General features: G+C 63.7%; 9 protein-coding genes. 6 read left to right on the top strand and 3 right to left on the bottom strand.

What is annotated here, in order from left to right:
• Positions 1-60: 60 nt before the first annotated feature.
• From glmU to AC27VQ_RS18625, 4 genes are all read left to right on the top strand, one after another.
• Entirely contained in the window at positions 61-1,440 is a 1,380-nt protein-coding gene (gene glmU / locus AC27VQ_RS18640) for a bifunctional UDP-N-acetylglucosamine diphosphorylase/glucosamine-1-phosphate N-acetyltransferase GlmU (protein WP_488717456.1), read from the top strand.
• A gap of 123 nt (positions 1,441-1,563) precedes the next feature.
• A complete protein-coding gene (gene glmS, locus AC27VQ_RS18635; protein WP_488717455.1) occupies positions 1,564-3,390 on the top strand; it encodes a glutamine--fructose-6-phosphate transaminase (isomerizing) in 1,827 nt (608 codons plus the stop codon).
• On the top strand, positions 3,387-3,881 hold the full coding sequence (locus AC27VQ_RS18630; protein WP_488717454.1) for a GNAT family N-acetyltransferase: 495 nt from the start codon (positions 3,387-3,389) through the stop codon (positions 3,879-3,881). Before glmS ends, AC27VQ_RS18630 begins: the two co-directional genes overlap by 4 nt.
• 34 nt (positions 3,882-3,915) lie before the next feature.
• Positions 3,916-4,608 carry a DUF502 domain-containing protein gene (locus AC27VQ_RS18625; RefSeq protein WP_313531339.1) on the top strand — a complete coding sequence of 231 codons (693 nt, stop codon included), beginning with the start codon at positions 3,916-3,918 and terminating at the stop codon, positions 4,606-4,608.
• Between the two features lie 219 nt (positions 4,609-4,827).
• Here AC27VQ_RS18625 and AC27VQ_RS18620 read toward each other — a convergent pair whose 3' ends face one another.
• Together AC27VQ_RS18620 and recG are read right to left on the bottom strand one after the other, a co-directional pair.
• A complete protein-coding gene (locus AC27VQ_RS18620; protein WP_488717453.1) occupies positions 4,828-5,043 on the bottom strand; it encodes a hypothetical protein in 216 nt (71 codons plus the stop codon).
• A 75-nt stretch (positions 5,044-5,118) separates the two neighbouring features.
• Entirely contained in the window at positions 5,119-7,224 is a 2,106-nt protein-coding gene (gene recG / locus AC27VQ_RS18615; protein ID WP_488717452.1) for an ATP-dependent DNA helicase RecG, read from the bottom strand.
• A gap of 103 nt (positions 7,225-7,327) precedes the next feature.
• Between recG and AC27VQ_RS18610 the strand changes: the two genes are divergently transcribed.
• Both AC27VQ_RS18610 and mfd read left to right on the top strand, forming a co-directional pair.
• Positions 7,328-7,636, top strand: a complete 309-nt coding sequence (locus AC27VQ_RS18610; RefSeq protein WP_488717451.1) for an FAD assembly factor SdhE — start codon at positions 7,328-7,330, stop codon at positions 7,634-7,636.
• Complete coding sequence (gene mfd, locus AC27VQ_RS18605; protein WP_488717450.1) at positions 7,633-11,145, top strand: transcription-repair coupling factor; 3,513 nt, start codon at positions 7,633-7,635, stop codon at positions 11,143-11,145. Before AC27VQ_RS18610 ends, mfd begins: the two co-directional genes overlap by 4 nt.
• Before the next feature lie 48 nt (positions 11,146-11,193).
• Here mfd and AC27VQ_RS18600 read toward each other — a convergent pair whose 3' ends face one another.
• Positions 11,194-11,865: a DsbA family oxidoreductase gene (locus AC27VQ_RS18600; protein WP_488717449.1), complete on the bottom strand. Its 672-nt coding sequence runs from the start codon at positions 11,863-11,865 to the stop codon at positions 11,194-11,196.
• Positions 11,866-11,933: the final 68 nt, after the last annotated feature.

The following is an 11,933-nucleotide window of genomic DNA, read 5'->3' as shown; positions in this document are numbered from 1 at the left end:
TGTCTTCCCTGCGGTGATATTGCTAAGAAACGCCGTCAATTCGGATGAACGAGGGATTCCATGACTGCTGACCGGACGAAACGCACCTGCCTGGCCGTTATCCTGGCTGCCGGCGAAAGCACGCGCATGAAGTCCGCGCAGTCGAAGGTGCTGCATCCCGTCGCTAACCGGCCAATGATTGCCCATGTGGTCGAAGCGCTGGCAAAGGCGGGCATTTCCGATATCGCGCTGGTGCTCGGCCGCGATGCGGAGAAGGTCGAAGCCGCAGCGAAGAACGCTGCGGTGCAAAGCACCGTCCATCTCCAGACCGAGCGTCTCGGTACCGCGCATGCCGTGCTCGCCGCCCGCGACGCGATCGCCAAGGGTTATGACGATGTGCTCGTCGTCTTCGGCGATACGCCGCTCATCACCGAAGCACCGCTGATCGCCGCCCGCGAGGGGCTTGCTGCCGGCGCCGATGTCGTGGTCATCGGCTTCCGCACCGCCGACCCGACGGGCTATGGCCGCCTTCTGGTCGAGAATAGCGAGCTTTTGGCGATCCGCGAGCACAAGGATGCCAGCGAAGCCGAACGCGCCATCACCTATTGCAACGGCGGCCTGATGGCCATCGACGGCCGCAAGGCGCTCGGGCTGATCGACCGTATCGGCAACAACAATGCCAAGGGCGAATATTACCTGACCGACATCGTCGAGGTCGTCAGGGCCGACGGCGGACGCGCCATCGCCGTCGAGGCGCCCGAGGAGGAGCTGACCGGCTGCAACACCCGCGCCGAACTCGCCGTCATCGAACGCCTCTGGCAGCAGCGCCGCCGGCATCAGATGATGATCGACGGTGTCTCGATGATCGCCCCGGAGACTGTCTTCCTGTCCTTTGATACGCAGATTGCCCGCGACGTGACCATCGAGCCGAATGTCGTCTTCGGCCCCGGCGTCACCATCGAAGGCGGTGCGCTGATCCATTCCTTCTCGCATATCGAGGGCGCTTTTATTTCAGCGGATGCGGAGATCGGTCCGTATGCGCGCCTGCGCCCCGGAGCTAAGCTCGGCGAAGGGTCCAAGGTCGGCAATTTCACGGAGGTGAAGAAGGCGGACGTCGGTCCCGGCGCCAAAATCAATCATCTGAGCTATATAGGCGATGCCTTCATCGGCGCGCACACCAATGTCGGCGCAGGCACCATCACCTGTAACTACGATGGCATCAACAAGCATATCACCCGTATTGGTGCCGATGCTTTCATCGGCTCTAATACGTCGCTCGTAGCGCCTGTGACCGTCGGCAACGGCGCCTATGTCGCCTCCGGCAGCGTCATTACCACCGATGTGCCTGATGATGCCGTTGCCTTCGGCCGTGCGCGCCAGGAAAACAAGGAAGGCCGTGCCGTACTGATCCGTGAGCGCAACCAAGCGATCAAGGATGCGAAAAAGAAAGTCGCGACGTAAAATCGCGGTGGGCGCGCCCACATTAACGCATGCAATCGAAAGTGAGTGCAGTGTTGTTGCACTGCCATAAAAACACTCTACGAAGGAGTGCAATCGAAGCCTTTCGAATTAAGGAAGCAGCCTATGTGCGGAATTGTCGGTATCGTTGGAAACCAGCCCGTTGCTGGCAGACTTGTCGATGCCTTGAAGCGCCTCGAATATCGGGGCTATGATTCCGCCGGTGTTGCCACGATAAACCAGGGTAAACTCGCGCGTCGCCGTGCCGAAGGCAAGTTGTTCAACCTTGAGAAGCGTCTTTCCGAAGAACCGCTTGCGGGCACGATCGGCATTGCGCACACCCGCTGGGCAACCCACGGCGCTCCCACGGAAGGCAATGCCCATCCGCACTTCGTCGACGGCGTTGCCGTCGTGCACAACGGAATCATCGAGAACTTTTCGGAACTGAAAGATGAGCTTGCCGCTGCCGGCGCAACCTTCACCACCCAGACCGATACCGAAGTCGTTGCGCAACTGATCGCGAAACTCCGCCGCGACGGCCTTGGGCGTCGGGAGGCCATGCATGCCATGCTGCGCCGTGTCACCGGCGCCTATGCGCTCGCCGTAATCTTCGAGGACGATCCGTCGACCATCATGGCCGCCCGCAACGGCCCGCCGCTCGCCATCGGTCACGGCAAGGGCGAGATGTTCCTGGGGTCCGATGCCATCGCGCTCGCTCCCTTCACCAATGAGATTACCTATCTCGTCGATGGCGACTGGGCGATCCTCGGCCGCGACGGCGCCCATGTCTTCAACCTCGACGGCAACCCGGTGGAACGCCCCAGGCAGATTTCGTCCGCTGCCGCCTATCTCATCGACAAGGGCAATCACCGCCACTTCATGGAAAAGGAAATCCATGAGCAGCCGGAGGCGATTTCCCACGCGCTCAGCCACTATGTCGATTTCCTCTCGCACACCGTGCGCCCGACGGCTGTCGATATCGACTTTGCCAGGACGCCGAGCCTTGCGATTTCCGCCTGCGGCACGGCCTATCTTGCCGGCCTCGTCGGCAAATACTGGTTCGAGCGTTATGCCCGCCTGCCGGTCGAAATCGACGTCGCCTCGGAGTTCCGCTATCGCGAGATCCCGCTCAACCCGGCATCCGCAGCGCTGTTCATCTCGCAATCCGGCGAGACTGCCGATACGCTGGCGTCGCTGCGCTACTGCAAGGAGCACGGCCTGAAGATCGGCGCCGTGGTCAATACGAAGGAATCGACGATTGCGCGGGAATCCGACGTGGTCTTCCCGATCCTCGCCGGCCCGGAAATCGGTGTCGCCTCGACGAAGGCCTTCACCTGCCAGCTGACCGTTCTGGCAGCCCTTGCCGTCGGCGCCGGCCGCGCGCGTGGTACGATCAGCGAAGCGGACGAAAAGGAGCTGGTGCGCCATCTCGCCGAGATGCCGCGCATCATGGCGAGCGTTCTCAACACGATCCAGCCGTCGATCGAGCAGCTGTCGCGCGATCTCTCCAAGTGCAAGGACGTGCTCTATCTCGGCCGCGGCACCAGCTATCCGCTGGCCATGGAAGGCGCGCTGAAGCTCAAGGAAATCTCCTATATCCACGCCGAGGGCTATGCCGCCGGCGAGCTGAAGCATGGCCCGATCGCGCTGATCGACGAGAACATGCCGGTCATCGTCATCGCGCCGCATGACCGCTTCTTCGAAAAGACCGTGTCGAACATGCAGGAAGTTGCGGCCCGCGGCGGCCGGATCATCTTCATCACCGATGCGAAGGGTGCTGCCGCCTCGAAGCTGGAGACCATGGCGACGATCATCCTGCCCGAGGTCAACGAGATCGTCGCGCCGATGATCTATTCGCTGCCGATCCAGCTGCTCGCCTATCATACGGCCGTTTTCATGGGCACCGACGTCGACCAGCCGCGCAACCTCGCAAAGTCGGTGACGGTGGAATGATCCTGCGTCCCGAACGCGAAGGCGATATCGATGCGATCCGCACACTGACGGAAACGGCCTTCAAAACCGCGCCGCATGCTGACGGCACCGAGCATCTGATCATCGATCGCCTGCGTGCGGCCGGGGCATTAACTCTGTCGCTGGTGGCGGAGGCGGATGGCCAAATCGTCGGCCATGTCGCCTTCTCCCCGGTTACGCTTTCCGATGGCAGTGCGGATTGGTACGGCCTCGGGCCGATTTCGGTTGACCCGGCGCGCCAGGGCGCGGGGATCGGCAGCAAGCTTATCCATGACGGGCTGGAGCGGCTGAAAGCGCTCGGGGCCGTTGGCTGCGTGCTCTTGGGCGATCCTGCCTACTACAGCCGATTCGGTTTTGCATCGGATTCCAGACTGGCGCTGGACGGCGTGCCTCCGGAGTATTTCATGCATGTGCCGTTTTCTCCGGTTTACGACGGGGGAACCGTTTCCTATCATCCGGGTTTCTACGGCTGAGCCACCTCCCACGCTCGCCCAAGCTGGATATCCGATGACCGACCTACTTCCGAGACAGTCGCTGGCGACGCGGCTGCGAAACAATTTCCTGACCGGCCTCGTCATCTGCGCGCCGATCGCCATCACCATATGGTTGACCTGGACCTTCATCCACTGGGCAGACAGCTGGGTGAAACCCTATATCCCCGCGCGCTATAACCCCGAAAGCTATCTCCAGTTCGCCATTCCCGGCTTCGGCCTGCTGATCGCGCTGGTGCTGATCACGCTCGTCGGTTTTCTCGGCAAGAACCTCATCGGCCGCTCGATTGTCGAATTCGGCGACGGATTGTTCAACCGCACGCCGCTGGTGCGCACGGTTCACAAGAGCCTGAAGCAGATTTTCGAGACCGTGCTGAAGGACAAGGGCTCGTCGTTCAACAAGGCTGCGATGATTGAGTATCCGGGGCCGGGACTCTGGGCCATCGTCTTCGTGGCGACGGATGCACGCGGCGAGATCGCGACGAAGTTCAAGTCGATGGGCAAGGACATGGTTGCCTGCTTCCTGCCGCCGACACCGTTTCCGACCGCCGGCTGGCTTGTCTATGTTCCCAGGGAAAAACTCGTGCCGCTCGATATGAGCGCGGAAGATGCCGCCAAGCTCATCATCTCCGTCGGCCTCGTCACGCCGCCGGAGAAGGCATTGCAGCTCATCGAGAACGAAGAGCGCAAGGCAAAGAAAAAGGGCTGAGGAAAACGCGCGAGCGCTTTCTTTTTCTAAACAACGCTCCACCCGTCGTCTATGAGCGGTGCCTTAGCCGTCGTCATCCTCGGGCTTGACCCGAGGATCCAGCCACACCCGCTGAGTTTGCCGCGTGGATCCTTGGGTCAAGCCTGAGGATGATGAAGGAGGCGTACGGGATGTGATCGGAATTTCGAGCCGTCTCGAAAACGAGACGACTCGAGCGCATTATTCTGTTACGTCGGCGCTCTTCTGGTCACCCACGAGCACCTTGCCGTCTTCGGCCGGAAGGCGGGATTGTTTTTCCGTGGTGGTGACGCTGGCGGTCGTGATGGTCTTGTCGACCTTGACCTCCGCCGAGGTTTTGGTGTGCCAGGCGCAGTCCGCAAAGGCTGCGGATGCCGAAAGGCCGAGCGTCGCTGCGACTACGAGAACTGTCTTCATGGCATTTCTCCTTCTTCGCTTTACGCGAGTAAGTATGCCTTCACGGCCTGTATCGGCGAAATCACGATTTTGTGGTCAGCCCGCCCGCAGGAACCGGATCGCCTCGTCGCGACGGTGGAGATAGAGCAGCGTGCGGATCGCTTCGCCGCGCTCGCTTGTCAGCTCCGGGTCGCGTTCCAGCACATAGGCGGCGTCCTTGCGGGCGATTTCCAGGAGATCGCCATGCGCCTCGAGGCTCGCCACCACAAAGCCGGGCGTGCCGGACTGGCGGGTGCCGAGAAGCTCGCCTTCGCCACGCAACTTCAGGTCCTCCTCGGCAATGCGGAAACCGTCCTCCGTCTCGCGCAGAATGGAGAGCCGCGCCTGACCGTTCTCACTGAGCGGCCCCTTGTAGAGCAGGACGCAACTCGACGCCTCCTCACCGCGCCCGACACGGCCGCGCAGCTGGTGAAGCTGGGCGAGGCCGAAGCGCTCGGCATGTTCGATGACCATGATGGAGGCGTCGGGCACGTCGACGCCGACCTCCACGACGGTGGTCGCCACGAGAAGCCGCGTCTCGCCATTCTTGAAGGCCAGCATGGCGGCGTCCTTCTCCGGCCCGCTCATGCGCCCATGCACGAGGCCGGCGGCATTGCCGAAAACGCTGGCAAGCGTGGCATGCCGCTCCTCGACGGACATCAGCTCGCTTTCCTCGGTCTCCTCGACCAGCGGGCAGATCCAGTAGGCCTTCTTGCCTTCGGCAAGAGCCGCGCGCAGGCGGTCGACGATGTCTCCCACGCGCTCCTGGGGTACGGTGACGGTCTGGATCGGTTTGCGGCCGGCCGGCTTTTCCGTGAGTTTCGAGACGTCCATGTCGCCGAAGGCGGCCAGAACAAGCGTGCGCGGGATGGGCGTTGCCGTCATGACGAGCATATGCGGGGAAATGCCCTTGGCGGTCAGTCGCAGGCGCTGGTGTACGCCGAAGCGGTGCTGCTCGTCCACCACGGCGAGCACGAGGTCCTTGTAGGCGACATTGTCCTGGAAGAGGGCGTGCGTGCCGATGACGATCTGCGTTTCGCCCGACGCGATGCGTTCGAGGATGGCGTCGCGCTCGCGGCCCTTGGTGCGGCCGGTGAGCACGTCGATGGTGACGCCGGCCGGTGCCGCCATGCGGGAGATCGTCGCAAAATGCTGCCGGGCCAGAATTTCCGTGGGGGCCATCAGCACGGCCTGCCCGCCGGATTCGACGGCGGCGAGCATGGCCATCAGCGCCACGGCCGTCTTGCCGGCGCCGACATCGCCTTGCAGAAGCCGCAGCATGCGCTGCTCGCCGGCGATATCCTTCAGCACCTCGGCAATTGCCGTCTGCTGGCTGTTGGTCAGCGAAAAGGGCAGGGCATCGATCACGGGACGGCTCAATGCACCCGTGGCGACCACCGGCCGGCCGGCGACCTTGCGCAGGCGCTGGCGCACGAGGGCGAGCGAAACCTGTCCGGCCAGGAATTCGTCATAGGCGAGGCGGCGGCGGGCGGGGGCCTGCGGGTCGAGGTCGGTCTCGTCGCGCGGGTCGTGCAGGCGGTGGATCGCGTCGTAGGCGCTGGGAAAACTCTGGCGCTGGGCAAGCGGCGGATCGATCCATTCCGGCAGATGCGGCACACGGGCGACCGCCGCCTCCACCGCCTTGCGCAACACGCGCGACGTGAGGCCGGCAGTCAGGCCATGCACGGGCTCGACCAAGGGCACGTTGTCCGCCTCGGTGAGCCGCGCCATATAATCCGGATGCACCATGGAGGCGCGGCCGTTGAACCAGTCCACCTTGCCGCTGACGACGACGGTTTCATCGATCGGCAATGCCTTTTCCAGCCAGTTGCCCTTGGCGCGGAAGAAGGTGAGCGCAATATCTCCGGTCTCGTCATGCAGGAAGACGCGGTAGGGCATGTTCGACTTGCCGGGCGGCGGTGGCTGGTGACGGTCGACGCGCCCCGTGATGGTGACGATGACGCCCTGCTGCGCATTGGCGATGCCGGGCTGGTTGCGCCGGTCGACGATGGAATGCGGGAAATGGAAAACGAGATCGATGACCCGGCAATCCTCGATGCTTTCCTGCCCGAGCAGGCGCGCAAACAATTCGCCAAGCTTCGGGCCGATGCCGGGAAGCGTGGAGAGCGGTGCGAAGAGGGGATCAAGCAATGCGGGTCTCATGGTGGGCAAAATCGCCGGAGATGGAGCCTTTGGCAAGGCTGACAAGCGGCTTTTGCCGGTTTATAGAAGCGCCGGACCGCATTTCAGGGAAGGCAGGACGATCATGACGGGAACGACACGCTCGAGCGCCGAGATCGACCCGCGCCGCAAGCGCATCCTCTTCCGCTGTTGGCACCGCGGCATCCGCGAGATGGACCTAGTGCTCGGCAGCTTTGCCGATGCCGAGATCGCGACGCTCTCCGAAATCGAACTCGATGAGCTGGAACGCATCATGGCCGAGGAAGACAACGACCTCATCAAGTGGGTGACCGGCGAACGGCCGGTGCCGGAGGAATTCCGCGACGGCCTCTTCGCGCGCATCGCCGCCTATCGCCCCGATTTCTCCCCGCTCTTCAAAGACGTCCGCGCATGATCCCTGGTTTTTCTCCCGAGCGCATCGCGGCCGCCGGCCGGCCGCTGACCATCGGCGCCGTGCCCTCGGGCGTCGAGCCGCTGATCCTTGCCGATCTCGCCCGCAAGACCGGCCCCGTCGCCTATGTCCTCTCGGATGGCCAGCGGATTTCCGATCTGGAGCAGATGCTCGGTTTCGTCGCGCCCGATATTCCGGTTCTGACGCTCCCCGGCTGGGACTGCCTGCCCTATGACCGCGTCTCGCCGAGCGCCGAAGTCTCCGCCCGCCGCCTTTCGGCATTGTCGGCGCTGATTGCGCATCAGAAGAAGCCGCATGCGGCGATCGTGCTGGTGACCGTCAATGCCATGCTGCAGAAGACGGCGCCGCGCACGACGATCGAAAGCCTCGCCTTCTCGGCCAAGCCCGGCAATACCGTCCGTATGGACGACATCGCAGCAAGGTTGGAGCGCAACGGCTTCGACCGCGTCGCGACGGTGCGCGAGGTCGGCGAATTCGCCGTGCGCGGCGGCATTCTGGACGTCTTCGTGCCCGGCAGCCTGGAGCCGGTGCGTCTCGATTTCTTCGGCGATACGCTCGAATCGATCCGCTCCTTCGATCCGGCCAGCCAGCGCACGACGGGGCAGGCGCGCTCGCTCGATCTCAACCCGATGAGCGAGGTGACGCTGACGCCGGAGACGATCTCGCATTTCCGCAAGCAATATCTCTCCTCCTTTGGTGCTGCGACGCGCGACGACGCGCTGTATCAGGCCGTCTCCGAGGGGCGGCGTTATGCGGGCATGGAGCACTGGCTGCCGCTGTTCTATGACGAACTCGAAACTGCCTTCGACTATCTCGACGGTTTTCGCATCGTCACAGACCATACCGTGCGTGAGGCCGCCGTCGAGCGGTCCCGCCTCGTGCGCGATTATTACGACGCGCGCCTCGCCTCCGCGACACCTGGCAAGGGACACGTCGCGCAATCGACGCCCTACAAGCCGGTGCCGCCGGGCCTTATCTATCTCGATGCCGAGCGCTTTGCGCGCGAACTCGACGAACGCAATGCCATCCGTCTGACCCCCTTCAACGAGCATGAAGGCGAGGCGCGGCAGGTCGTGACCGTCGAGGCGCGCACCGGTCAGCGCTGGGCGCGGCCTTCGGGCAGCGAGGATGCCGAGGGCGCCCGTGTCAACGTCTTCGATCAAGCCGTGAAACATATCGCCGACAAGCGGGCATCCGGCGCGAAAGTGCTCGTGACCGGCTGGTCGGAGGGGTCGCTCGACCGCCTGTTGCAGGTTTTGTCCGAACACGGCCTCGGCAATGTCGTGCCGGTCGAAAAATTCGGCGATCTCGCGAAGCTGAAGCCGGGCGAGGCGGGCTCCGCCGTTCTCAGCCTCGAAAGCGGTTTCGAGGCCGGCGACTTCGTCGTCATCGGCGAACAGGACATTCTCGGCGACCGCATGGTGCGGCGTTCCAAGCGGCGCAAGCGCGGCGCGGATTTCCTCACCGAGGTCGCTGGCCTGGACGAGGGCTCGATCGTCGTGCATGCCGAGCACGGCATCGGCAGGTTCGTCGGGCTTCGCACCATCGAGGCTGCGGGCGCGCCGCATGCCTGCCTCGAACTCGTCTACGCCGACGATGCAAAGCTCTTCCTGCCGGTCGAAAACATCGACCTTCTCTCGCGCTACGGCGGCGAGGGCACGGATGCGATGCTCGACAAGCTCGGCGGCGTCGCCTGGCAGGCACGCAAGGCCAAGCTGAAGAAGCGCCTGCTCGACATGGCCGGCGGCCTGATCCAGATCGCCGCCGCGCGTCTTGTGCGCCATGCGCCGGTGCTGGCGGCACCTGACGGTATCTACGACGAGTTCGCCGCCCGTTTCCCTTATGACGAGACCGACGATCAGGCCAACGCCATCGACGCCGTGCGCGAGGATCTCGGTGCGGGCCGGCCGATGGACCGCCTCGTCTGCGGCGACGTCGGTTTCGGCAAGACGGAGGTCGCGTTGCGCGGCGCCTTCATCGCGGCGATGAACGGCGTGCAGGTCGCCGTCGTCGTACCGACCACGCTGCTTGCCCGCCAGCATTTCAAGACCTTCTCCGAACGCTTCCGCGGCCTGCCCATTCGCGTCCAGCAGGCGTCCCGCCTCGTTGGCTCGAAAGAGCTGGCGCTGACGAAGAAGGAGTTGTCCGAGGGCAAGACGGATATCGTCGTCGGCACCCATGCGCTGCTCGGCTCGTCGATCAAGTTCGCCAATCTCGGCCTGCTGATCATCGACGAGGAACAGCATTTCGGCGTGAAGCACAAGGAGCGGCTAAAGGAGCTGAAGAGCGACGTGCATGTGCTGACGCTCTCGGCGACGCCGATACCGCGCACCCTGCAGCTTGCCATGACGGGCGTGCGCGAGCTTTCGCTGATCACCACGCCGCCGGTCGACCGCATGGCGGTGCGCACCTTCATCTCGCCCTTCGATCCGCTCGTCATCCGCGAAACGCTGATGCGCGAGCATTATCGCGGCGGCCAGAGTTTTTATGTCTGCCCGCGTCTCAGCGATCTCTCGGAAATCCATGATTTCCTGCGTCAGGATGTGCCGGAACTGAAGGTTGCGGTCGCGCATGGCCAGATGCCGGCAACCGAACTCGAAGACATCATGAACGCCTTCTACGAGGGCCAGTACGACGTGCTGCTCTCGACGACCATCGTCGAATCCGGCCTCGATGTTCCCACGGCGAACACGATGATCATCCACCGTGCCGATATGTTCGGCCTTGCCCAGCTCTACCAGCTGCGCGGCCGCGTCGGCCGCTCTAAGGTGCGCGCCTTCGCGCTGTTGACGCTGCCGGTCAACCGCACGCTGACGGGCACGGCGGAGCGGCGGCTGAAGGTGCTGCAATCGCTCGATACGCTGGGCGCCGGCTTCCAGCTTGCCAGCCACGACCTCGATATCCGCGGCGCCGGCAATTTGCTCGGCGAAGAGCAGTCCGGCCATATCAAGGAGGTCGGCTTCGAGCTGTACCAGCAGATGCTCGAAGAGGCCGTCGCCGAGATCAAGGGGGACGAGGAGGTCGCGGACAGCGGCTGGTCGCCGCAGATTTCCGTCGGCACGCCGGTCATGATCCCCGACGACTACGTGCCGGACCTGCATCTGCGCCTCGGCCTCTACCGCCGTCTCGGCGAGATCACCGAACTCGGCGATATCGACGCCTTCGGCGCCGAACTGATCGACCGCTTCGGTCCGCTGCCGATCGAGGTGCAGCACCTTCTGAAGATCGTCTATATCAAGTCGCTCTGCCGCGTGGCCAATGTCGAAAAACTCGATGCCGGCCCGAAGGGCGTCGTCGTCCAGTTCCGCAACAAGCAGTTCCCGAACCCGGCAGCATTGGTTGGCTATATCGCCAAGCAGGGCACGCTGGTGAAGATCCGCGCCGACCAGAGCCTGTTTCTCTCGCGCGATTATCCGACGCCCGAAAAGCGCCTTACGGGCGCGGCACAGGTGATGACGCAGCTGGCGGGACTGGCAAAACAGCAGGCATGAAAAAGCCGCCCGGTTCGAACGGGCGGCTTTTCAGATCTTTCGGCACATTCAGTTCTGGCCGACGCGTTCCTGCGCCTTCATCGCCGCGATCTCCCGCAAAGCGTTAGTCAGCACATCCACGGACTGGGCGCCCATCACAGCATATTTGTTGTCGATGATGAAGCAGGGCACGCCGGTGACGCCCATGTCGCGGGCCATGCCGATCTCTTCCTTGACCGAATCGACGTCCGCACCGGCGGAGAACAGCGCGGTGACGACGGCGCGGTCCATGCCGGCTGCCTCCGCCACGTCGAGCAGCACGGCGCGGTCGCCGACATTGCGGCCCTCTTCGAAATAGGCCTTGAACAGGGCGACGGCCACGCGGCTCTGGACTTCGGGACCTTCGATCATCGCCCAGCGCAGCAGGCGGTGCGCGTCGAGCGTGTTCGGGCTGATCGTCACGGCCGGGAAATCGAAGGCGATGCCGTCCTGTTTGCCGAGGCCGGCCAGCATGTCATGCGCGCGGTCCACGGCGTCCTTGCCGCCGAGCTTTTCGGCGAGGTGCTTCTTGTGGTCCACGCCCTCGGGCGGCATGTCGGGGTTCAGCTGATAGGGGCGAAACGTCACCGAGACGGCGAGGTCGTCCTTCACGCTCTCGATCGCCTGTTCCAACCGTTTCTTGCCGAGGTAGCACCAGGGGCAGACGACATCGGAGACGACATCGATCGTAATGGCTTCCATCCGGGTATCCTTTCGAGAGGCCGGGATCTCCGGCTTTGGCGCGGTCCTGTGCAGGCCTCGCGCCGTCA

The sequence above is a fragment of the Shinella sp. 20P9.1.1 genome (assembly GCF_057798995.1).
This window is presented reverse-complemented; position numbering and strand designations above follow the sequence as displayed.

Bases quoted from the DNA above. Each gene is read 5' to 3' on its own strand.
- glmU (WP_488717456.1), top strand. From the start codon at position 61: ATGACTGCTGACCGGACGAAACGCACCTGCCTGGCCGTTATCCTGGCT.
- glmS (WP_488717455.1), top strand. From the start codon at position 1,564: ATGTGCGGAATTGTCGGTATCGTTGGAAACCAGCCCGTTGCTGGCAGA.
- AC27VQ_RS18630 (WP_488717454.1), top strand. From the start codon at position 3,387: ATGATCCTGCGTCCCGAACGCGAAGGCGATATCGATGCGATCCGCACA.
- AC27VQ_RS18625 (WP_313531339.1), top strand. From the start codon at position 3,916: ATGACCGACCTACTTCCGAGACAGTCGCTGGCGACGCGGCTGCGAAAC.
- AC27VQ_RS18620 (WP_488717453.1), bottom strand. From the start codon at position 5,043: ATGAAGACAGTTCTCGTAGTCGCAGCGACGCTCGGCCTTTCGGCATCC.
- recG (WP_488717452.1), bottom strand. From the start codon at position 7,224: ATGAGACCCGCATTGCTTGATCCCCTCTTCGCACCGCTCTCCACGCTT.
- AC27VQ_RS18610 (WP_488717451.1), top strand. From the start codon at position 7,328: ATGACGGGAACGACACGCTCGAGCGCCGAGATCGACCCGCGCCGCAAG.
- mfd (WP_488717450.1), top strand. From the start codon at position 7,633: ATGATCCCTGGTTTTTCTCCCGAGCGCATCGCGGCCGCCGGCCGGCCG.
- AC27VQ_RS18600 (WP_488717449.1), bottom strand. From the start codon at position 11,865: ATGGAAGCCATTACGATCGATGTCGTCTCCGATGTCGTCTGCCCCTGG.